The sequence below is a fragment of the Psychromonas sp. CD1 genome (genome assembly GCF_002239585.1).
Lineage (GTDB): Bacteria > Pseudomonadota > Gammaproteobacteria > Enterobacterales > Psychromonadaceae > Psychromonas.
In genome coordinates, this window is sequence record NZ_NDFH01000003.1 from 913,776 (window position 1) to 936,798 (window position 23,023).

Below are 23,023 nucleotides of genomic sequence, written 5' to 3' on the forward strand. Positions count from 1 at the left end.
TACTTGCCTTCATCAAACGTCGATAAGATAGCTTTCTAGAATAAGGAAAAGGGCAACTATATGTTGGAAAACAATGAGTTACAAAACGCCCAACAACGCTTAATTGATGTAAATAATGCTTTAGAAAGTGGTATGTTTGTTTCAACTCGCCGTCTACTTGAAAAAATGCCAGCTTGTGATGTCGCATTATTACTTGAATCATCGCCTCCTACGAATCGTAAAATACTCTGGAATTTGACCGATCACGATCAACAAGGTGAGATCCTTGAAGAACTCAATGAAGATGCTAAAGATGGCATAATTAGTTTAATGCAAGCCAGCGATCTTGTTGCCGCAACTGAAGGTATGGAAAGCAATGAACTTGCTTATATTTTACGTGGCATTCCAGATAGTCTGTATCAAGCTGTCTTAAAACAAATGGCAGAGCAAGATAGGCACCGTGTAGAGCAGGCACTTGCTTACCCCGAAGACACCGCGGGTTCAATTATGAACACCGAAACTATCACATTGCGACCGAATGTATCCATTGATGTTGTTTTGCGCTATTTACGTTTAAAAGGCAGATTACCAGAAACCACCGATACTCTTTATGTCGTCGATGTTAACGACCAATTAATTGGTGATGTGCCACTTTCAACTTTACTGACTGTTGATCCCTCACATTCAGTTGCCGATGTAATGAATAGCCAAACTGAAATGCTATTAGTTGAAATGGATGAAAAAGAAATAGCAAAACTTTTTCAACGCCACGATTGGATATCAGCACCGGTTGTCGACAAAAACAACCGACTTCTAGGCCGCATTACCATTGATGATGTTGTTGATATTATCCGAGAATCTGGCGAGCATTCTATGATGGGCATGGCGGGTATGGATGATGATGAAGATACCTTTGCTCCTGTTTTTTCAAGTGCTAAACGACGAAACATGTGGTTATGTATTAATTTGTTGTCAGCCTTTATTGCCGCCTCTGTCTCAAATATGTTTGAGGCCACCCTAGAGCAAATGGCAACGCTTGCCGTGCTGATGACGATTGTACCAAGTATGGGCGGAATAGCGGGAAATCAAACATTAGCTTTAGTTATCCGTGGCATTGCTGTCGGCCATATTAATAGTAGTAATGCAAGATGGCTAATTGGTAAAGAGGCCGCTATAGGTGTGCTCAATGGTATGGTTTGGGCTGTTTTAGTTGCAACCGCTGTTACTATATGGAAAGGCGATATTTCAGTTGGCTTAATCATTGCCGGCGCTATGTTTATTAATTTATCGATTGCAGGTATTGCCGGGGTTAGTATTCCGTTACTCATGCATAAATATAAAATAGATCCTGCTCTTGCAGGTGGCATGGCATTAACGACGATTACAGATGTAGTGGGATTATTCTCATTCTTAGGCATGGCAACGCTGGTGTTGCGACATTAAAATTAAAGAGTAACAAATAATTAAAATCACAGTGCACTAAAAAATAAAGGGCCGAATAGCAATTCAAGGCCCTTTCTAATACTCAGAATAAATACGATAAATCACATTAAATAATAATACCTGTGCAGATTCACTCTTCTATAAATTCACGCCAAGAGTTTAATAAATTCAAAAAATCTTCTAAACCACAACCAGCTTCAATCTCTAAATTATAAAATGAAAATTCCTCTTCAAAGGTAGGAACCTCCTCATTTTCAAGTAATCGATTATTCGTTATTAATGCTTCTTCTGGGGTCAGCTGCAAAGTGAATTCACTACCAATCAATTTAAATTCGGTGCGTTGATGTTTCTGACATTGAGCGACAACCAAGAGCAAAGACTGCACCCAAGCTAACGATTGCCCTTCCATCTCTAGCCATGTTGCAAAAGCTTCATGACCCATTGATATTTTCACATCTACTTTTTGCGTAACCAAATCTTTTCTAAAATCAAATTCCACGCTCGTGTAACCCTATATAGCAATAAAAGGTATACATGCACGCACATATACATTAAATTTTTAAACAAAATCATTACGTTAACGAGTTATCAAGTACATTCGTAGGTACAAGCTCATAAGCTGCCTGTGGTTTTAAAATCACATTAGATTTATTGGCCACCATTAGCATTTGTTTTAGACGCGTTGTTTCAAAAGGCTTCAATAATAGACCTTGTACATCTAATAAACTATTAAGGCCTAATAATTCACGTTGTACATCAAAGTGAGTACTTAAAATGCTAATATCAGCAGAGGCAGACGTTTGTCCGGTACGAATACGTTTAATAAGTTTAATTCCTGTACCTTCTGGAAGTAAGGTATCAATAATTAGCAAATCAAAATCTTGCAATGCCACTGAGCGTTCCGCTTCAATCGTTGTCGCAACACCTTCAACATAAGAAATATCAAGGCTTTCTAGTTGCTCAATAAGCTGAATTCTATCCGCAGCAACACCCTCAACCACTAGAACTTTCATCGCATTAATCGCGTTAGCGGAGCCTTCTAGCTGAGTTATCGGTGCAATATTATTTTCAGAAATACCAACGCCTTCCATACGCGCAATATAGCCACGTTTAGGGATAGTCGAAATATTTAAGCCGTGTAAACTTAAAGTGCCGATGCTTTTACGTAGCTGAGAGATATGTTGGTTAATGGTGTGGTCAGTGACTAAACGCCCCCAAACATGCTGCGCCAAATCTTCACGAGTGACGACCGTATTTACATTTTTACATAAAAAATGTAGTAAAGAAGTACGTAATGGCCCTAGATAAACCTTACGACTTCCATGAACTAAACTGTTTTGACTTGTGTCAATGTGGTACTCGCCCACAACTAAACTTTTTTCTAACATAATAGTACCCATTTCAATTTATTATTATTAACACTAGTTATTATTATTAATACTACTTAATTTTTAACACTACATGGATTGTTTAGACAACAATAGGTTTTAATAAAAATTAAGTCACATACACAAAATCAGGGGATTAGTCAATATACCTTCAGGCCTCTTTTATTGGTATGTATGCCCCCACTTTGTCAGTATAACGTTTCAGTTTGTCAAAATTTAAATAACGATAAGTATCCGCGGCGGTCGCATCTAACTGCTTCGCATATTGCATATATTTTTCAACCGTGGGCAATTTACCTTCAATCGCCGCAACCGCAGCTAATTCAGCAGAGCCTAAATATACATTGGCATTATTACCTAAACGATTGGGGAAATTACGTGTTGAAGTCGAAAATACCGTGGTATTATCCCCCACTCGGGCTTGATTACCCATACATAAAGAACATCCAGGCATTTCCGTACGAGCGCCCACTCGTCCAAAAATACTATAATAACCTTCATCAGAAAGCTGAGCCGCATCCATTTTTGTTGGAGGAGCTATCCATAATCGGGTAGGTAATTGCCCCTTAAAATTATCGAGTAATTTACCCGCCGCACGGAAATGACCAATATTTGTCATGCATGAGCCTAAGAAAACTTCATCTATTTTTTGCCCTGCTACATCCGATAACAATTTTACATCATCAGGATCATTCGGGCATGCAACGATTGGCTCTTTTATTTTATTTAAATCAATATCGATGATAGCCACATATTGTGCATCTTTATCCGCTTGCATTAATTGAGGTGAGTCCACCCATACTTGCATTTCTTCAATACGGCGCGATATTGTCCGCACATCACCATAATCTTCCGCTATCATCCATTTCAGCATAACAATATTTGAATGTAAATATTCAATAATTGGCTCTTTATCAAGTTTAATTGAGCACCCTGCTGCACTACGCTCCGCCGAAGCATCTGACAGCTCAAAAGCTTGCTCCACTTTTAACTGCCCTAACCCTTCAATTTCTAAAATACGCCCCGAAAAAACATTTATTTTACCTTCTTTTGCAACGGTTAAAAGACCCTCCTCAATTGCACGCAATGGAATTGCATTAACCAAATCACGAAGAGTTATGCCTGGTTGCAATTTCCCTTTAAATCGCACTAATACAGATTCGGGCATATCCAATGGCATCACACCCGTTGCAGCTGCAAAAGCAACAAGACCTGAACCTGCAGGAAATGATATACCAATAGGAAAGCGTGTATGCGAATCTCCACCTGTACCCACGGTATCAGGCAATAACATACGATTTAACCAAGAATGAATGATCCCATCTCCAGGACGTAACGAGACGCCTCCTCTATCCATCATAAAGTCTGGTAACGTGTGATGTGTGATCACATCAATGGGCTTAGGGTAAGCTCCCGTATGACAAAAAGATTGCATAACAAGATCCGCTGAAAATCCTAAACAAGCTAAATCTTTTAATTCATCACGGGTCATAGGGCCTGTCGTATCTTGAGAGCCAACCGTTGTCATTTTAGGTTCACAATACTGTCCAGGTCGCACACCCTGCGTTGCACAAGCTTTGCCGACTATTTTTTGTGCCAGAGTGTAACCGTGGTTAAACTCTTTCTCCGGTTTAGGTAATGCAAAAACATCTGACGTTGCAAGTCCGAGAGATTTTCTTGCGCGCTCAGTTAGTCCACGCCCTATGATTAACGGAATACGCCCACCAGCACGAACTTCATCTAAAATAATATTAGTTTTTAATGTGAAAGTAGAAAGTTCAACATCTGTATCATGTTTTTTAACAACACCCAAATAAGGATATATATCAATAACATCACCCATATTTAATGCACTTACATCCATTTCAATCGGTAAGGCACCCGAATCTTCCATTGTATTAAAGAAAATAGGTGCAATTTTATTACCTATACAAACACCTCCAGAACGTTTATTGGGCACATAAGGTATATCGTCCCCCATAAACCATAAAACAGAATTAGTTGCCGATTTCCGCGAAGATCCTGTACCAACTACGTCACCAACATAAACTAATTTGTGACCTTTCTTCTTTAATGCTTTTATTTGTTGAATTGGCCCTAAGACCCCTTCTTCATCAGGATGGATACCTGGACGTGAAATTTTTAACATTGAGAGTGCATGTAATGGTATATCTGGACGAGACCAAGCATCCGGAGCCGGTGATAAGTCATCGGTATTGGTTTCGCCAGTCACCTTAAATACAGTCATGGTTATTTTTTCTGATACGATAGGTTTCGTTGTAAACCAAAGGGCATCGGCCCAAGCTTGCATCACTTGTTGTGCGAATATATTTCCCGCTTTGGCTTTTTCTTCTACGTCATAAAAAGCATCAAACATAAGTAAGGTATGCGTTAGAGCATGTACAGAAAGTGGTGCTAGTGTCTCATCTTCTAGTTGTTTAATTAAAGCCTCAATATTATAACCACCTTGCATCGTACCGAGTAATTTAAGCGCATGCTCGGGAGAAACAATGGGAGAAACAACCTCTTTGGCTGCAAGTGCAGATAAAAAACTCGCTTTAACATACGCACCTTCATCAACACCCGGTGGAATACGATTTTCTAGCAAATCAATTAAGAAGGCTTCCTCACCTTGTGGGGGGGCTTTTAACAATTCAACAAGAATAGCAGTTTGTTCTGCATCTAAAGGTTGGGGAACAATACCTAAGTTAGCGCGCTCGGCGACGTGTTTACGATAAGCTTCTAGCACAATAAATCACCTCTTTTTTAAGTGAAAGATATCCACTTTGATTATAATATTTTTAATTCAAAGAAAGTATATATCATCATTCTGATAAATAAAATACAAGTGCTTTATTCCTAAATATTTTGTTAAGAAATTGTTAACAAGGTTCAATATTTATAAATAACATTTCCAAATATGTACTCATTGATAATAAAACAGTGGGTAAAAAGCAGATAAAAAGAGAGTCAATCTCCCTTCTTATTTCTTTTATTTATGACGATCAAAGAATAGCCGATACACTTTTATTTAAACTTTCTGGCCAAACGCCCACTTGCACCTGCCCAATATGTTCTTTTTGTAACAATAACATCGCTAAACGAGATTGACCTATCCCCCCGCCTATTGTTTGTGGAAATTTAGACTCTATCAGCATTTTATGCCAAGGCATCTCTAGACGCGCGCTATCACCAACAATCTCCAGTTGTTTTTTTAAAGCGTCAGGATTAACACGAATACCCATCGATGAGAGCTCAAAAACATCTTTTAAAATAGGATTCCAAACTAAAATATCACCGTTTAAACCCTTATATTTATTCTCTGTTGGCGTTGACCAATCATCATAATCAGGGGCGCGTACATCATGACATTCCCCATTAGATAATCGACCACCAATACCAATCAAAAAAACAGCACCATGCTCTTTTACCGCTTCACGTTCTCGATCTTTCGCATCTAGGTCTGGGTACTTTTCGAGTAAATCTTGCGAGTATATAAACGTTATGTTCTCTGGTAGAAAAGGTGTTAATGCATAAAGTTCTTGCAAGCAATATTCTGTGTTTTTTATTGCTTTATATAAATTATTTACAATTATTTTTAAAAATTTAATCGACCTATCCGCTTTCTCAGAAATAACCATCTCCCAATCCCATTGATCAACATAAACAGAATGAATCGGACTTAATGTTTCTTCATCTGGGCGCAAGGCTTTCATGTGTGTATATAAGCCTTGTCCAATTTTAAATTCATGTAAAGCAAGAGTTTTTCGCTTCCATTTAGCCAGAGAATGTACAACTTCAAAATTTTGATCTGATACAGGTAGAGAGCTCACTTTTACGCTAACTGCTTTTTCAATGCCACTTAAACTATCTTGGACACCATCGCCCACTTTTGCCAAAATAGGTGCTTGCACTTCAATAAAGCCTAATTCATTTTCCAATTGCATTGAAAATATGTGTTTTACCTTACTAATTTGTTGCTGTGTTTGAATATATTGTGTGCTCATATAATACCCTCTACTTTATACTTAAAAAAATCATCGCCAAACAATACTCATAAAAACGCGCGATATTGTCAACATGTAACACTAAAAACACTTTAAAGCACTACGATTCATTAATTATATGTTACATTTACCAAGGATTCTTTAAAACGAAAGGTGTTATATGGGAAGTCATTATGAAATCGATAATCTAGATAAACGAATTTTGCATGCACTAGCAGATAATGCGCGCATTGCTTACGCTGAATTAGCTAAAAAATTTTTAGTCAGCGCAGGAACTATCCACGTACGTATCGAAAAAATGAAACTGGCAGGGATCATAGAAAAAACAAAAGTTGTTCTTAATGAAAAAGCACTTGGTTATCATGTTTGCTGTTTTATTGGAATTAATCTTAAAAATGCAAAGGATTACCCCGCAACAATTAAAAAATTAGAAAAACTCGAAGAGGTTGTTGAAGCTTATTACACCACGGGAAATTACAGTATTTTTATAAAATTAATGACGCGTTCCATTGAACACTTACAAATGACATTAATTAATAAAGTGCAAGCCATTGATGAAATTCAATCCACCGAAACATTAATATCCTTACATAATCCAATAAAACGAGATGTCTTACCATAACATTTAGCACTTAAAGATAAAAAACAAAGTATTTTTTTTTTAGTGCCCATATTATGCACAAAACATTACCACTGTTACTGATGTTGCACTGTTTTATTGTTTACTTTCTGCTAAAATCACACACCAAATTAGTAGGAGAAAGTTTTATGACAGACAATAGCCAAATTAAAGTAATCGTCGGTATGTCCGGCGGTGTCGATTCATCTGTATCTGCGTATCTATTATTGCAACAAGGATACCAAGTTGAAGGGCTATTTATGAAGAATTGGGAAGAAGACGATAGCAGTGAGTATTGCGCTGCGGCTCAAGATCTTCATGATGCGCAAGCTGTTTGTGATAAATTAGGCATTAAATTACATACGGTTAATTTTTCGGCAGAATATTGGGATAATGTTTTTGAACATTTCCTTGCTGAATATAAAGCAGGACGAACACCCAATCCTGATATTATGTGTAATAAAGAAATAAAATTTAAAGCTTTCTTAGAGTTTGCAGCAGAAGATTTAGGTGCAGATTTTATTGCAACAGGTCATTATGTACGCCGTCGAGAAGTCAATGGACATGTGCAACTACTACGAGGCTTAGATCAAAATAAAGATCAAAGTTATTTTTTATATGCCGTGGGTGAAAAACAAATCGCACAAACACTCTTTCCAGTCGGTGAATTAGAAAAGCCAGAAGTAAGACGCATTGCTCAAGAGCAAGATCTTATCACCGCTAATAAAAAAGACAGCACGGGTATCTGTTTTATTGGCGAGCGTAAATTTACTGACTTCTTACAAGAATACCTCCCTGCCCAACCAGGCGATATTGTCACACCAACAGGAAAAACCATTGGTCAACACCAAGGTTTAATGTACCACACGTTAGGTCAACGAAAAGGACTCGGTATTGGTGGCCGTCAAGATTCGAATGAAGATCCTTGGTATGTAGTCGGTAAAGACATGAAAAACAATCGACTTTTAGTTGCACAAGGTGCAAATAATCCGGCTCTGATCTCGTACGGTTTAATCGCCACAAAATGCGATTGGGTCGATAGATGCATCAGAAAAGAAACTTTTACCTGTACAGTAAAAACTCGTTATCGCCAACAAGATATTCCTTGTACCGTTACTCCTATTGACGACGATACATTAAAAGTCATTTTTGATACACCGCAAAGCGCTGTTACGCCAGGGCAATCCGCCGTATTTTATATGCAAGAAGTTTGCTTAGGTGGCGCAATTATCAAACAACACTTACAAGAGAAAATTTAATTATGTCTTATCATGATCTCCCCTCACGTTGTATTGCTTTTGCCGCAATGTGCCAAGCTGCTTATCAAGTTGATAAATTAGCTTGTACTGGTAATGTTCCTAATTTAAAGGCTTTTGAAACATCCCTTCTGTCAATTATGCGTGTAGACAGTGACTCACCTTTAGATGTTTTTGGAGGTTATAGCGGTCTTGAAATAGGCTTTAAAAGCATGCAATCTCAACTCAATGGTAATAATCAAGGCCGTAATATGCAGGTGACTAAATATATTATCGGCATGCTTGCGCTTGAAAAAAAACTAACTCAAGATCAAACTGTTTGCGCTCAATTAGGTGAAAGGATCAATCAAGTACAACATCAATTAGCACATGCTAATATTGACGATGATCTTATTCTAAGTAACCTAAATTTAATTTATAAAGATTTGATCAGTGATCTCGGTCCTAAAATACAAGTTAATGGTAACCCAGCTTGCTTACAGCAAGAGAGAACACAACATAAAATTCGCGCTTTACTCTTAGCGGGCGTAAGAGCTGCTGTGCTATGGCGACAAATTGGTGGGCAACGTCGTCAATTACTCTTTTCACGCAAAGTGATTTTACAGCAAATAGAGCAAAATTTACGCCGAATTTAAATATACATAGACTTAAATCGTCAAAAACAAATTCATATCGATAGATAACTATTTAAACAACCTACCTTTTTAGGAGCAACAAATGGAACTTTCAGGACTAACTGCCGTATCACCCGTTGATGGCCGTTACGGTAGTAAAACTGCAATTTTACGCCAGATATTTAGTGAATTTGGTTTAATCAAATATCGGGTACAAGTTGAAGTTCGTTGGTTACAAAAACTTGCACAAACAGAGGCTATCGTAGAAGTTCCCGCTTTCTCTGCGCAAGCAAATGCCGAACTTAACGCTATCATTAGCCAGTTTTCTGAAGCAGATGCACAACGAATTAAAGATATTGAAGCCACCACAAATCATGATGTCAAAGCCGTTGAATATTTTTTAAAAGAAAAAGTCGCAGACAACAAAGAATTACATGCCATCAATGAGTTTATTCATTTTGCCTGTACTTCTGAAGATATTAATAATCTATCACATGCTTTAATGTTAAGTTGCGCAAAAAAAGAAGTTATATTACCGTATTGTACACGTATTATTAACGCGATAAGAGACAAAGCCATTGAGTATAAATCTATGCCAATGATGTCCCGAACTCATGGTCAGCCAGCATCTCCCACTACAATGGGAAAAGAAATGGCAAACGTTGTCGCTCGTTTACAACGTCAAATAAAACAAATTGAAAGCACACAGATGCTAGGAAAAATAAATGGTGCGGTTGGTAACTATAATGCACATGTTAGTGCTTATCCAGATATCGATTGGCAAACATTTGCAGAGCAATTTGTAACTAGCCTAGGTGTAACGTTTAACCCTTATACAACACAAATTGAACCTCATGATTATATCGCTGAGTTATTTGATGCAATCGCACGTTTTAATACTATATTATTAGATTTTGATCGTGATATTTGGGGATATATTTGTCTGGGTCATTTTAAACAAAAAACAATTGCGGGTGAAATTGGCTCGTCTACGATGCCCCACAAAGTCAACCCTATTGACTTTGAAAACTCAGAAGGAAATTTAGGTTTAGCCAATGCTTTATTCGCACATTTAGGCTCAAAATTACCTATCTCTCGCTGGCAACGTGACTTAACAGATTCTACTGTCTTACGTAATTTAGGCGTCGCTATCGGTTACTCTGTAATAGCATATGAATCTAGCTTAAAAGGGATCAGTAAATTACAACCTAATGAAGAAAATATGCGCAAAGATCTCGATGCCAATTGGGAAGTATTAGCTGAGCCTATCCAAACGGTTATGCGCCGTTATGGTATTGAAAAACCTTATGAAAAATTAAAAGAATTAACCCGTGGTAAACGAGTTGATGGTCCTGCAATGAGTCAATTTATTGATACACTTGCATTAAGCGATACTGTCAAGGCACAACTTAAAGCAATGACCCCAGCCAACTACATTGGTCAAGCAATTGATCTCGTTGAAAAGATGGCGTAAAAAATAATGGAGCACAGCTTTATTCTGATGCTCCATTCTCCACATCAGCGTTGATATTTTATTAATGCAGATGTGTCCATTCTACCTAGTCCGTCTGCACTCAATGCTTTATAATTTTTAATAACTTCATCGGTCATCGGCAAAGCTAAATCATGTTTTTTTGCTTCATCTAAACAAAAGCCTAAATCTTTGATCATCCAGTCAATAGCAAAACCAAAATCAAAATCACCAGCTTGCATAGAAACCGCCCTATTTTCTAGTTGCCAAGATCCAGCAGCACCATATTTTAATGTATCACTCACCAAATTAATATCCAGATCTACTTTTTTAGCAAGTGAAATAGCTTCACTCAGGCCATTTAATATACCCGCAATACATATTTGATTGACCATTTTACATCTTTGGCCTTGCCCATTTTTACCCAATAATGTCGTTTGTTTCGCATAGCAATTTAGAAAGGGTTGTAATTTTTCAAAAACATTAGCCTTACCACCACACATAATCGTCAACTTACCCAATTCTGCGCCCACCTGTCCACCCGATATTGGCGCATCAATAAAATCAATATTCAAAGGTTTACATTTTTCAGCTATCTCTTCGGCTAAACTTGCCGAGGTGGTTGTATGATCAACTAAAATTGTATTTTCTTTTAGTCCCGCTAAAACCCCATCCTCACCATACAATACACTGCGTACATCCTCATCATTACCGACGCAAACAAAAACAATCTGTGCATTTTTTGCGGCTTCTTTAGGCGTTAATGCATACGTTGCTTTATTTTTCTCTGCCCACTGCTTGGCTTTTTCAGTTGTTCGATTAAATACTGTCGTCTCATAGCCGGCCTTTTGTAAGTAACTCGCCATGGGATAGCCCATGACACCAAGCCCTATAAAACTTACTTTTACTGCTTGCATTTTTGTCCCCTAAACGATTGGAATTATTTTAGATTTTAAAGTTGTCAAATCAAAATTAAACGAGCAAAAAAAGCTTAATATATGAATTGACATATGTCAATTTTATTCGCCTATAAATGTATATACTTGCAACCTAAAGTCAGCAATAATATATATGCCTGACTTGCACCTGCCGTAGGATAGTTATGCTCTATTGAGGATTCTTAAATGAGTGTCATGAAATTCAAACAAATCGCTTCCATTATTGAAGAGCGGATCCAATCTGGATTTTATGCAGAAACGACTAGATTACCAACCCATCGAGCCTTGGCTCGTGAGTTTTCAAGCACGCCAGTTACCATCGCTAAAGCTTATAAATGCTTAGCTGAACGTCAACAAGTTGAATCCTTTGTTGGTCGGGGAACTTTTGTTTGTAGCGCCACTAAATTTGAAGTCGTAATTCAAGCAGATCAACAAAAAACTCAGTTTAACTTTTCAATCATTCAACCCTGTCTTGCTTATAATGTGCAAAAAATAAGCGAGGCAAGCCAAAAGGTTTTTGCATCTTTGACTGCTGAAGCACTCTCCTACAGTGCAGATACTGGCACAAGCTCGCATCGTCAAGCCGCTTTATTATGGGCACAAAAATATGCTTTAAAAGGAGCAAGTGCAGAGCAAATATTATTAACATCCGGCGTGCAAAATGCCCTCGACATTTTAATTAGGACATATACCCAAGCCGGTGATTGCATTGCAATTGAATCTTTAACTTACCCTGGCATTCTCTCTATTGCGTACTTACATAAATTAAATGTTATTGAAGTTAGCGGTGATGAAAAGGGAATGCTCCCTGAAGCACTACGTTCAGTACTTATCAAACATCAACCGAAATTAGTTATTATTGTACCCTCTCAACACAACCCCACCGCATTTACAATGCCTAATAAGCGACGCCTAGAAATAGCAAAAGTAATAAAAAATAGTCAAACATTTTTAATTGAAGACGATATTTATGGTTTTTTAAATACCCGCTATATAGGAGCAATTAGCAATTCAATTCCACAACAAAGCTTTTATCTTTCCGGTATATCAAAAGCTATTAGCCCCGCGCTGCGGTGTGCTTTTATTAAAGTCCCAACACAACAATTACAAAAAGTTTACGCAGCTATACGATCCTCCATCTGGCAAGCATCTCCGCTAAATTTCTCTATTTTTAGCGCTTTAATTTATTCTGGAGAAGCGTTTGAAATGGCAGAAAAACAACGTGACATTGCACATTCACGCCAACTTTTTACGCGACGTATCTTTTCTTTAAATTTGCAGGAAAACACAACCGCTTTTCACTTATGGCTTAAATTACCTCGAAAATGGAGCGCTGCAAAATTTATTTTACAAGCTAATAAAAAAAATATATTAGTCAGTAGCGGGGATCACTTTAGCGCCCATCAGCAACACTCTCAATACATTCGTCTAGCACTAATGGGTATAGATAATGAAATGCAATTTCAGCAAGGTATTTATGCTCTCAAAAAAATATTAGACAATCCACCGTTAACTTAAACGTCTACTTTATCTATTAACAATACATATAATTTCATAGTGTTTTTGCATCTTAAAGGCACATAAGGTTATACTCTTTCTCTTCTTTTATTTTTATATTTACAGAGGCTTTATGTTCGAGCTCAATTTAGATATCAATCATTTCCTAGACATTTATTGGCAAAAAAAGCCCCTTTTAATCAAACAAGGTTTCCTTGACTTTCAAGATCCCATTATGCCCGATGAGATAGCTGGTCTTGCCATGGAAGAAGAGATTGAAAGTCGTCTTGTTTATCGTGATAAGCAAGGTAAGTGGCAAGCAGAACATGGCCCCTTTAGCTCCTTTGAAAAACTCGAAGAAGATGCGACGTCATTACTAATACAAGCAGTGGATCATTGGCACTCAGACGCACAACAATTAATTCGCCCTTTTCGATTTCTCCCTAATTGGCGTCTTGATGACTTAATGATCAGCTATTCTACAAAAAATGGCGGTGTGGGACCTCATATCGATAATTATGATGTTTTTATTATTCAAGGCCTAGGTAAACGTCATTGGCGAGTGGGAGCTAAAAATAAACTGAAAGAATTTACCGCTCATAGTGCATTAAAACATTGTGAAGCCTTCTCTGCTATCCTCGATGTAGAACTTGAACCCGGCGATATTTTATATATTCCCGTTGGATTTCCTCACGAAGGTTATGCTATAGAGCCTTCTATAAATTACAGTGTTGGCTTTCGAGCTCCTGATCAAAATGATCTACTCAGTAGCTTTACCGATCATTGTCTTGACGAGCAAGAGACCTGTGTTCGCTATATTGATAAAGAGATGCAACATCGTGAAAAACCAGGCAAAATAGAAAGACAAGAGCTTACAAATTTACATGAAATTATGCTAAAAAGTTGCAAAACGCCAGAGCAACTCATGCCTTGGCTTGGTAAAATGCTCAGTGAAAGTGTTCATGATCTAGATATCGCTATCTGCTCTGTAGAACATTCAAATACTCAGATATTAGAACAATTTAATGAAGGGGCTCAATTTACACGCTTAGGTGGCTTACGAGCGATTTACTTTGAACAAGATCCTGATTTTGTTTACATAAACGGCACACAATATAATTGTGAGGAATTTAATACACTCGGTCATCAATTGTGCGATCAAGATGAAGTCGGTAGTGAATTGATTGAGCTGTTAAGTGAAAATGAAAATGCACTTATCTTTTTCACTTATCTTGTTAATAGCGGCTACTGGTACACCGTTTAATTTAAAGCCAATGTAGCCAGTAATTTAATCTGGCTACGGCTATCATTTAGGCACGCGATATAATGAAACTCTTTACCGCCGGCATCTAAAAATAATTTTTTGTTTTGTATCGCCATCTCTTCTAGTGTCTCTAGACAATCCGTTGCAAAGGCAGGACAAATGATATCAACACTATCACAACCTGTTTTTGCCAGCTCAATTAATTTCTGATCAATATATGGCATCAACCATACCTCTCTCCCCATACGAGACTGATAACCCAACAAATATTCACTCGGCTTTAAGCCTAACTTATTTACCACAAGTGCCACACTTGCTTCACACTGGTGTTGATAAGGATCACCTTTATCCACATAGCGTTGGGGGATGCCATGAAATGAAAAAATTAATTTTTTAGCTCGCCCATGAATGAGCCAATGCGCTTCGATAGATTTGCATAGCGCACTGATATACAAGGGGTTGTCGTGATAGTTGTTTTTAAATATTATTTCAGGGAAATAACTTTGCTTTTTAATAAAGAGTGCAACTTGATCAAAAATAGGAGCGGTTGTCGACACAGAGTATTGAGGAAAAAGAGGAATAATAGTTAATTGAGTGATGCCACTATCTGCCAGATTTTGTAACACACTTGCAATAGATGGTGAACCATAAGTCATCGCTAATACGCATTGCACATCTTCTTTTTTTAATGCTTTATCCAGTTTAATACTTAAAGACTCACTTAATACTCGAAGTGGAGAGCCTTCTTTTCCCCATATTTTTTGATATAGTTTACTCACACGACCCACTCTAAAAGGTAAAATAACGAGAAATAAAATAGGCAGCCAAAAAAAACGAGACATATCAACGACTCGTTTATCTAATAAAAAAGAAGTCAAAAACTTACGGACACTTTTTTTTGTTGCCAGTTCAGGAGTCCCTAAGTTCACAAGTAATACTGCACATTTTTTTTCCATATTATTCCATTTTTACATTTAAAATTTGGGAAGTCTGTCAATAATATCATCATTAACGAATGAATAGTTACACTCTATGAATGGTTAAAGTAAAAAGGAATTCGGTTTTACACAAAAAAGGATAAATATGAAAAATGATTATTTATTACTAACTCCCGGTCCTTTATCTACATCAGACACCGTACGTCATGCCATGCTAAAAGATTGGTGCACTTGGGATGAAGAATACAATAAGGGGATTGTAGAGGTTATACGCCATAAATTAGTCAAGTTAGCCACTCAACATGAGAATTATACCGGTGTGTTAATGCAGGGTTCAGGGACTGCAAGTATTGAAGCTACAATTGGTAGTGCACTTAATCAACACGACAAATTATTGGTGATTGCTAACGGTGTTTATGGTGTGCGTATGAATCAAATTGCCCAGTATTTAAAAATAAGTTGCGTCATACTACAGCAAAAAGAAACACAACCGGTCGACTTGAAACAATTTGAAAATATTTTACGTACTGATAGCACCATTACCCATGTCGCAATGGTGCACTGTGAAACCACCACTGGCATGTTAAATCCACTCATAGAGTTTTGTAAAATAGCGAAGGCTTATAACAAATCATTATCATTGATGCAATGTCGAGCTTTGGTGGTATAAAAATGGATATCGGGGCGTTAGATATAGACTTTATGGTTAGCTCTGCGAACAAATGTATTCAAGGCGTACCGGGATTTGCTTTTATTGTTGCAAAACAATCCGCAATACAACGATGCCAAGGTCAAGCGCGATCGCTGAGTTTAGATTTATATGCGCAGTGGGCGTGCATGCAGGAAAATTCTGGAAAATGGCGTTTTACCTCACCCACACATACCGTGCGCGCTTTTTATCAAGCATTACAAGAATTAGAACAAGAAGGTGGTGTCGAAGAACGTCAAAAACGATACCAGATGAATCAACAGATTTTAGTCAAAGGCATGCGAAAACTCGGTTTTAAAACCCTGTTACCTGATAATCTTCACTCCCCAATTATCACTTCCTTTTATTCGCCAAAAGCCTCCCACTATCAATTTAAACGCTTTTATCAACAATTAAAAGAAGCGGGTTTTGTTATTTATCCAGGCAAAGTAAGCCATGCAGACTGCTTTAGAATTGGCAATATTGGTGAAGTTTATCATGAGGATATCGAGCGGTTAATTAATGCCGTTAAACGTGTCATGTATTGGTAGCCATTACTTACCTCTGTACCGATAGCATAGAACATTTACCCATTTTATTGGGCTTGAAAATATGAAATGAAAAATGTCGCACCAATAATTTTTAGTCAAAAATTCAGGAGTTTAATCATGAATAATAAGATACAAAATAAAGAAACAGATAAAAAAAAATCAGTTGTTGAAGCCGTTATCTTTGACTGGGCAGGTACAGTCGTCGATTTTGGATCGTTTGCGCCAACAACTATTTTTGTTGAAGCCTTCCAAAAAGAATACGACTTTACGATTACGATTGCCGAAGCGCGTGTTCCGATGGGTCTTGGTAAATGGGACCATATTAAAGCGGTTGGAGAACTAGATAGTGTTAATCAACGTTGGTTAACTCAATTTGGAACATCCATGAATAAAGCTAATATTGATCAAATATATCAGCGTTTTATTCCATTACAAAAAAGTAAAGTGATTGATCATGCACAACCAATTTTAAATGCGCTTAATGTTATCAATGATTTAAAAGTACAAGGTATTAAGATTGGATCATGCACAGGTTACCCTCGTGAAGTCATCGATATATTAAGCCAAGCTGCTGCTGAATATGGGTATCAGCCTGACTGTATTGTCGCCACGGATGATTTAGCGCATGGAGGTCGCCCAGCGCCTTTTATGGCACTAAAAAATGTCATTGATTTAGGTGTTAGTAACGTTGCTCATTGTATCAAAGTTGATGATTCAACACCCGGTATCTACGAAAGTAATAATGCGGGAATGTGGACGGTTGCTTTATTGCTTTCAGGTAATGAAGCAGGTCTAACCTATCAGCAATATAAGGAGGCTGATGATAAAGCACTAAATAAAGCACGACAAAAAGCACGTTTAGTATTAACCAAGTCTAATCCACATTATATGATTGATACTATTGATGACTTGCCAGGTATTTTGGTTGATATTGAGAAAAGATTAATTGCGGGTGAACGCCCTTAAACATCTTATCTCTTTGATGACTTATTTATAAAAGGGTCATAGACCCTTTTATAAATACAGACTCAGGTTATTATTTCTTAGCCAAGAACTTTAACTATTTCAGCGCTAAGAAGAGAAACCGATTTAGTGCCATCAAATTTGTAATGAGCACCCTTGCCTTGATCTGCTTCTTTTTGATAATAAGCGACTAAAGGCTCGGTTAAAGAATGATAAATATCTAAGCGTTTACGTACAGTCGTTTCTTCATCATCGGGACGAATACTTAAATATTCACCTGTAACATCATCCTTACCTTCGACGACAGGTGGATTATAAACAAGATGGTAAGTGCGACCAGAGCCTGAATGCACTCGACGTCCCGCCATTCTTTTCACAATTTCTTCATCTGGCACATCAAATTCCAAAACAAAATCAATACAGACTCCTGCGTCTTTCATCGCATCTGCTTGTGGGATTGTCCGAGGAAAACCATCAAGTAAAAAACCTTTAGCACAATCTTCTTGTGCTATACGCTCCTTCACTAAAGCAATTATCAAATCATCAGAAACAAGTTGACCTGTATCCATCAACTCTTTTGCCTTTAGACCAAGTTCAGTACCGGCTTTAGCTGCTGCGCGTAACATATCTCCCGTCGAGATTTGTGGAATCGCATATTTTTCCATTATAAATTGGGCTTGTGTGCCTTTACCCGCACCGGGAGCTCCTAATAAAATAATGCGCATGCTTGTGTCCTTTTGTTTTTTTTAAATAGAAAGTGGAAATTTACACGTTTAAACGATTTTTCTCAACTTTAAGTATAAAAAAGGCCAGTATTAAACTGACCTTTTTTTATCACTTCGTTTACTTAACGATTAAGCCATTAATAATTTATTAATACGGTTAACAAATTCAGATGGGTCGTCCAAACTACCCTTCTCAGATAAAATAGCTTGTTCAAGTAACAATTCAGACCATTGCTTAAATAGCTCTTCATCTGCCATATCTGCAAGTTTTACTACCATGATATGTTCAGGATTTAATTCAAAAATAGGCTTGCTTTCTGGCACAGATTGTCCCATTTGTGCCATTAATTTTGCCATTTGAGTGCTCATATCATCGCTATCTGCAACGATACAAGAAGGTGTTGCGGTTAAACGATGCGTGATCCGCACCTCTTTAACTTTATCACCTAACACTTCTTTAACACGCTCAATGAAACTCGCAAACTCGGTTTCTTGTTTCTCTTGTTCTTTTTTATCTTCTTCACTATCTAGTTTACCCAAGTCTAAATCGCCTTGCGTAGCTGAAGTGAACTTTTTACCTTCATATTCAGGTAAGTGACTTAATAACCATTCATCAACACGATCGCTAAGCAATAAAACTTCAATGCCTTTTTTACGTAATAGCTCTAAATGAGGACTATTTTTAGCCGCATTAAAGCTATCGGCTGTAATGTAATAAATATGCTCTTGGTTTTCTTGCATACGCTCAATATATGCATCTAATGACACTGTTTGCTCAATAGCATCTGTTTCTGTTGAAGAGAAACGGAATAATTTTGCTATTTTCTCTTTATTGCCCATGTCTTCAGCTGGGCCTTCTTTCAATACTTGACCAAATTGCTCCCAAAATTTATTGTATTCTTCAACATTTTTCTTAGCAAATTTAGTCAACATAGAAAGAACACGTTTAGTACATGCACTGCGTAATTTAGCCGTAATACGATTGTCTTGCAAAATTTCACGCGAAACATTCAAAGGTAAATCATTTGAATCTAATATGCCTTTTACAAAACGTAAATATGTTGGCATAAATTGTTCTGCATCATCCATAATGAAAACACGTTGCACATAAAGTTTTAAACCATGCACTTTTTCACGGTTCCATAAATCAAATGGTGCACGTTTAGGAATATACAATAAACTCGTATACTCTTGCTCACCTTCAACCTTGTTATGACTCCATATTAATGGGTTTTCAAAATCATTGGCTATATGCTTATAAAAAGCTTGGTAATCTTCATCTTTAAGTTCAGATTTAGCACAGCTCCATAAAGCACTCGCTTTCGTTATTGATTCCCATTTTGCAGGAACAGCTGGCGTATTTTCACCATCTTTATTTTCAATTTCAGCCACGGCTTCAACATACATTTCAACCGGAATACTAATATGATCAGAATATTTAGCAACAACGGTACGCAATTTGTAATCATTTAAAAATTCAGTTTCATCATCACGCAGATGCAAAATTATTTCAGTACCACGCTCTTCTTTAACTAGGTTTGCAACATTATAATCAGACTCGCCCGTTGATGACCATGATGTGCCTGTATCGGCTGCAGCACCCGCTTTACGAGTATTAACAACTACTTTATCCGCAACAATAAATGAAGAATAAAAACCAACCCCAAATTGACCAATTAATTGCGTATCTTTTGCTTGGTCGCCAGAGAGTTGCTCAAAAAAATCGCTGGTTCCGGATTTAGCAATAGTACCTAAATGTTCAATGACTTCTTCACGAGTCATACCAATACCATTATCACTAATAGTAATTGTTTTAGCTTCTTTATCAAAACTTAAACGTACGCGTAATTCACTATCATTTTCAAAAAGAGAATCATCAGACAGCGCTTTAAAACGTAATTTATCTGCTGCATCGGCTGCATTAGAAACAAGTTCACGTAAAAATATTTCTTTATTAGAATATAAAGAATGAATCATTAGTTTAAGAAGTTTACCAGTATCAGCACTAAAGGTATGATTTTGTTGTTTTTGTTCCATAATATGTTTTTCTCTTTGAAAGAATCAATTAAGATCCTGATTAAACGATAAAAATAAAATGGGGATACTCTTTTCTTTTTTCAAGGCTCACGCAATAAAATGTCACAAAATAATTTATATTTCTCTCTCATGTAAGATAATTAAGATTTATATGCCCATTTTTTTTTGATTCGATTATACTTTCTGCGCTTAAGTAAGCATTATTCTCAGGGCGGGGTGAAAGTCCCCACCGGTGGTAAATTGTATGAAAAATGCAACAGCCCACGAGCGTTTTTTATTTTAAATAATAAAAAAGTCAGCAGATCCAGTGAAAACCTGGAGCCGACGGTTAAAGTCCGGATAAAAGAGAATGAATAGACGACGTGTACACACGCGTTTCCTATTCTGTATTGTGGATTTTATTGCACAATATTTCTTGAACATGCCTTGATTCATCACCCTACATTAGGATTATATTATGGATCAAACACAAAAAAACCATACAGAGCAATGTAACAACGTATTTAAAATTAACACATTGTCTAGCATTCAAGAAGCTATCCTGACCCTGCAACAAGGGAAAGGCGTTTTAGTTGTTGATGATGAAAGTAGAGAAAATGAAGTGGATTTTATCTTCTCTGCAGAACATTTGACAACAGAGCAAATGGCATTAATGATCCGCGAGGGTAGCGGCATTGTCTGTTTATGTTTAGAAAAATCAAGATGTGAAACTTTAGACTTACCGCAAATGGTCACCAACAATAACAGCCAAAATCATACGGCTTATACCGTGTCAATTGAAGCTCATGAAGGCGTCACGACAGGTGTCTCTGCACAAGATAGAGTCACAACGATTAAAGCGGCCATTAATAGTAAGGCAACATCTAAATCATTGTCCCGCCCTGGACATGTATTTCCATTACAAGCTGTTGATGGTGGCGTACTTAAACGTCGCGGTCATACCGAAGCATCTATTGATTTAATGAAATTAGCAAAATTAAATCCTGCAGGTGTTATCTGTGAACTGACCAACCCCGATGGCACAATGGTACGTTTAGCACAAGCATTACGCTACGCTTCAGAATATAACTTTCCCGTTATTAGCATTGAAGATTTAGTTCTTTATATTAAAAATAAAAAACAAACTCAGCCATAAAAAAGCACCTGTTTATACCATACGACCTTTAATATAATATTTTCCATAAAGTGGTAATTATACTTACAGCCTAAAATAAAATGATAATGTACTTACATTAAAATTTGACAGCGCTAATATAACTACCTCTTTATGGCTCACTATTAGACTTAGCCTATAACGTTACACTGTAACGAAAATTGCTATCTAAAGATTATGAGCACAACACTGCGCCAAGCACTTAAATATAAAATATTCAGCAGTATTTCCATACCTAAACAACTCGGCATTGACTAACAATATTCAGATAAATAAAGCCTTATCCTTATTTAAAATATAATTTAAACCTCCACAAATCGCCGCAACTTGAGCTTCATTACATTCTTGATATGTCACTCTAGAATTATCTGGGTATACCTCAGTAGTAGTCACATATGGCGCGTGGGTAATACTCGCACATAGGTTAAGTTTTTTTAATGGATAATTAATAACGCCCTCTTGCGTAACTAAACAATCAATTATTTTCCCGTATTTATCTGCTTGAGTAATAAACGTTACCTTTTTTACATTTTTTATGATTTCTGCTTGAAATTCATCTTGAGGGTTTTCAATATCGCCAACAGTATAAAACCCATCAGGGATCATTTCTTCAAAGTCTAATAAACCATCTCGCGCTGCTAATGCGGGTCTAAATTCAGATTCATCCAGATCTGTTGTTTCATGTAAATCAAAATGGGCAATAAAATCTTGTTGATATTTTTCACAAAAACGTAGCAACAGTTCTGCTTCGGCGACACTATTTCCATTAGAAAAAGAACGATTTGGATCGCATGCATTAGGATTCCAACGTTGAATCATTTCATATCCCCAAGGACTAATACACGGCACAATAATAAAATTAAATTGTTGCTCATACTTTTCAACTTGCAATTGAGCAAATTGTAATGCGCCATGGACACCACTAGATTCATATCCATGTACCCCTCCAGTGATTAAAATAATTTTTTTACTATCATGCCAATTTTTTGTTTTCAACGCGTATAAAGGGAATTCAGTGTTATATTTAAGTTTCCCATATTCAATAACATCGAATTTTTTAGATAACAAATTAATTTTAGTTACTATATCAATAAAGTAATCCCGTTTTTTTACTTGCAAGGATAACCACTCCTGTTTTTCTTTGGTGGCCCATTTTTTACCGGTCATACCTATAGTGTAACTCAGTTTTTTACGCATTATGTTATCCTCAACTTGTCTCATCAGATCACACCTTAGCCATATGCTAATATTTTGCAAACAATATTTTTTCTCTTTTACCTCACTTCGTCACTGCTCACAAAACAAACAATTTATGCAAAGAATAGTTTACATTTCATTAACATGGGTCTAATAGTTAATTGCTATACGGATAAGATTAAAAATCTTCAATTATAAGTGACAAATAAATAACAAATATCTCTGCATTATAGACATCTACAGCACATTGGCAAGCGTTTATTACCTATATTTAGAAATAAATATCAAACTGAAT

Annotated in this window: 18 protein-coding genes, 1 pseudogene and 1 riboswitch; of the genes and pseudogenes, 10 read left to right on the forward strand and 9 right to left on the reverse strand. The window is 36.9% G+C overall.

From position 1 onward, the window contains the following. Positions 1–60: 60 nt before the first annotated feature. A complete protein-coding gene (mgtE, locus tag B8W84_RS05755; RefSeq protein WP_094752323.1) occupies positions 61–1,422 on the forward strand; it encodes a magnesium transporter in 1,362 nt (453 codons plus the stop codon). A 130-nt stretch (positions 1,423–1,552) separates the two neighbouring features. Here the strand turns inward: mgtE and B8W84_RS05760 are convergent, their stop codons facing one another. The 4 genes from B8W84_RS05760 to asnA all read right to left on the reverse strand — a co-directional run bounded on the left by B8W84_RS05760 (position 1,553) and on the right by asnA (position 6,817). Then, positions 1,553–1,921 carry a YacL family protein gene (locus B8W84_RS05760; protein ID WP_094752324.1) on the reverse strand — a complete coding sequence of 123 codons (369 nt, stop codon included), beginning with the start codon at positions 1,919–1,921 and terminating at the stop codon, positions 1,553–1,555. A 73-nt stretch (positions 1,922–1,994) separates the two neighbouring features. Continuing rightward, on the reverse strand, positions 1,995–2,810 hold the full coding sequence (locus B8W84_RS05765; RefSeq protein WP_094752325.1) for a winged helix-turn-helix domain-containing protein: 816 nt from the start codon (positions 2,808–2,810) through the stop codon (positions 1,995–1,997). Between the two features lie 151 nt (positions 2,811–2,961). After that, complete coding sequence (gene acnB, locus B8W84_RS05770) at positions 2,962–5,559, reverse strand: bifunctional aconitate hydratase 2/2-methylisocitrate dehydratase (RefSeq protein WP_094752326.1); 2,598 nt, start codon at positions 5,557–5,559, stop codon at positions 2,962–2,964. A 256-nt stretch (positions 5,560–5,815) separates the two neighbouring features. Beyond that, entirely contained in the window at positions 5,816–6,817 is a 1,002-nt protein-coding gene (gene asnA / locus B8W84_RS05775) for an aspartate--ammonia ligase (RefSeq protein WP_094752327.1), read from the reverse strand. Positions 6,818–6,977: 160 nt separating this feature from the next. On the opposite strand from asnA, the gene asnC reads away from it, so the two are divergent. From asnC to purB, 4 genes are all read left to right on the forward strand, one after another. After that, a complete protein-coding gene (gene asnC / locus B8W84_RS05780) occupies positions 6,978–7,439 on the forward strand; it encodes a transcriptional regulator AsnC (RefSeq protein ID WP_094752328.1) in 462 nt (153 codons plus the stop codon). 146 nt (positions 7,440–7,585) lie between these two features. Then, positions 7,586–8,695: a tRNA 2-thiouridine(34) synthase MnmA gene (gene mnmA, locus B8W84_RS05785; RefSeq protein ID WP_094752329.1), complete on the forward strand. Its 1,110-nt coding sequence runs from the start codon at positions 7,586–7,588 to the stop codon at positions 8,693–8,695. 2 nt (positions 8,696–8,697) lie between these two features. Beyond that, the gene (hflD, locus tag B8W84_RS05790) at positions 8,698–9,327 is read left to right on the forward strand and encodes a high frequency lysogenization protein HflD (protein WP_094752330.1); all 630 of its coding nucleotides are present in this window, start codon (positions 8,698–8,700) and stop codon (positions 9,325–9,327) included. A gap of 82 nt (positions 9,328–9,409) precedes the next feature. After that, a complete protein-coding gene (purB, locus tag B8W84_RS05795; protein WP_094752331.1) occupies positions 9,410–10,780 on the forward strand; it encodes an adenylosuccinate lyase in 1,371 nt (456 codons plus the stop codon). A gap of 44 nt (positions 10,781–10,824) precedes the next feature. Here purB and B8W84_RS05800 read toward each other — a convergent pair whose 3' ends face one another. Continuing rightward, positions 10,825–11,694, reverse strand: coding sequence for an NAD(P)-dependent oxidoreductase (locus tag B8W84_RS05800; protein WP_094752332.1), 870 nt, complete (start codon positions 11,692–11,694; stop codon positions 10,825–10,827). Positions 11,695–11,901: 207 nt separating this feature from the next. On the opposite strand from B8W84_RS05800, the gene B8W84_RS05805 reads away from it, so the two are divergent. After that, on the forward strand, positions 11,902–13,233 hold the full coding sequence (locus tag B8W84_RS05805) for an aminotransferase-like domain-containing protein (RefSeq protein ID WP_094752333.1): 1,332 nt from the start codon (positions 11,902–11,904) through the stop codon (positions 13,231–13,233). A 112-nt stretch (positions 13,234–13,345) separates the two neighbouring features. Further along, positions 13,346–14,476, forward strand: coding sequence for a cupin domain-containing protein (locus tag B8W84_RS05810; protein WP_094752334.1), 1,131 nt, complete (start codon positions 13,346–13,348; stop codon positions 14,474–14,476). On the opposite strand, the gene hemH is transcribed toward B8W84_RS05810, so the two are convergent. Beyond that, positions 14,473–15,432 carry a ferrochelatase gene (hemH, locus tag B8W84_RS05815; protein WP_094752335.1) on the reverse strand — a complete coding sequence of 320 codons (960 nt, stop codon included), beginning with the start codon at positions 15,430–15,432 and terminating at the stop codon, positions 14,473–14,475. The genes B8W84_RS05810 and hemH overlap by 4 nt on opposite strands. A 127-nt stretch (positions 15,433–15,559) precedes the next feature. Between hemH and phnW the strand changes: the two are divergent. Further along, positions 15,560–16,653: pseudogene (gene phnW / locus B8W84_RS05820) on the forward strand (2-aminoethylphosphonate--pyruvate transaminase). Positions 16,654–16,770: 117 nt separating this feature from the next. Next, positions 16,771–17,619, forward strand: a complete 849-nt coding sequence (gene phnX / locus B8W84_RS05825; protein ID WP_094752336.1) for a phosphonoacetaldehyde hydrolase — start codon at positions 16,771–16,773, stop codon at positions 17,617–17,619. 77 nt (positions 17,620–17,696) lie between these two features. Here phnX and adk read toward each other — a convergent pair whose 3' ends face one another. Then, entirely contained in the window at positions 17,697–18,341 is a 645-nt protein-coding gene (gene adk, locus B8W84_RS05830) for an adenylate kinase (RefSeq protein ID WP_094752337.1), read from the reverse strand. Between the two features lie 129 nt (positions 18,342–18,470). Next, positions 18,471–20,378 (reverse strand): molecular chaperone HtpG, encoded by a 1,908-nt coding sequence (htpG, locus tag B8W84_RS05835; RefSeq protein ID WP_094752338.1) that lies wholly within the window; start codon positions 20,376–20,378, stop codon positions 18,471–18,473. 198 nt (positions 20,379–20,576) lie between these two features. Further along, positions 20,577–20,733: riboswitch (FMN riboswitch) on the forward strand. 102 nt (positions 20,734–20,835) lie between these two features. On the opposite strand from htpG, the gene ribB reads away from it, so the two are divergent. Next, positions 20,836–21,513: a 3,4-dihydroxy-2-butanone-4-phosphate synthase gene (ribB, locus tag B8W84_RS05840; RefSeq protein ID WP_094752339.1), complete on the forward strand. Its 678-nt coding sequence runs from the start codon at positions 20,836–20,838 to the stop codon at positions 21,511–21,513. A gap of 282 nt (positions 21,514–21,795) precedes the next feature. On the opposite strand, the gene B8W84_RS05845 is transcribed toward ribB, so the two are convergent. Continuing rightward, a complete protein-coding gene (locus B8W84_RS05845) occupies positions 21,796–22,728 on the reverse strand; it encodes a M14 family metallopeptidase (protein ID WP_094752751.1) in 933 nt (310 codons plus the stop codon). Positions 22,729–23,023: the final 295 nt, after the last annotated feature.

Coding starts and splice junctions, on each gene's coding strand:
- B8W84_RS05810 (WP_094752334.1), top strand. CDS start 13,346: ATGTTCGAGCTCAATTTAGATATCAATCATTTCCTAGACATTTATTGG.
- B8W84_RS05845 (WP_094752751.1), bottom strand. CDS start 22,728: ATGCGTAAAAAACTGAGTTACACTATAGGTATGACCGGTAAAAAATGG.
- mnmA (WP_094752329.1), top strand. CDS start 7,586: ATGACAGACAATAGCCAAATTAAAGTAATCGTCGGTATGTCCGGCGGT.
- hemH (WP_094752335.1), bottom strand. CDS start 15,432: ATGGAAAAAAAATGTGCAGTATTACTTGTGAACTTAGGGACTCCTGAA.
- asnC (WP_094752328.1), top strand. CDS start 6,978: ATGGGAAGTCATTATGAAATCGATAATCTAGATAAACGAATTTTGCAT.
- B8W84_RS05765 (WP_094752325.1), bottom strand. CDS start 2,810: ATGTTAGAAAAAAGTTTAGTTGTGGGCGAGTACCACATTGACACAAGT.
- mgtE (WP_094752323.1), top strand. CDS start 61: ATGTTGGAAAACAATGAGTTACAAAACGCCCAACAACGCTTAATTGAT.
- asnA (WP_094752327.1), bottom strand. CDS start 6,817: ATGAGCACACAATATATTCAAACACAGCAACAAATTAGTAAGGTAAAA.
- ribB (WP_094752339.1), top strand. CDS start 20,836: ATGGATCAAACACAAAAAAACCATACAGAGCAATGTAACAACGTATTT.
- hflD (WP_094752330.1), top strand. CDS start 8,698: ATGTCTTATCATGATCTCCCCTCACGTTGTATTGCTTTTGCCGCAATG.
- purB (WP_094752331.1), top strand. CDS start 9,410: ATGGAACTTTCAGGACTAACTGCCGTATCACCCGTTGATGGCCGTTAC.
- phnX (WP_094752336.1), top strand. CDS start 16,771: ATGAATAATAAGATACAAAATAAAGAAACAGATAAAAAAAAATCAGTT.
- htpG (WP_094752338.1), bottom strand. CDS start 20,378: ATGGAACAAAAACAACAAAATCATACCTTTAGTGCTGATACTGGTAAA.
- B8W84_RS05805 (WP_094752333.1), top strand. CDS start 11,902: ATGAGTGTCATGAAATTCAAACAAATCGCTTCCATTATTGAAGAGCGG.
- B8W84_RS05800 (WP_094752332.1), bottom strand. CDS start 11,694: ATGCAAGCAGTAAAAGTAAGTTTTATAGGGCTTGGTGTCATGGGCTAT.
- adk (WP_094752337.1), bottom strand. CDS start 18,341: ATGCGCATTATTTTATTAGGAGCTCCCGGTGCGGGTAAAGGCACACAA.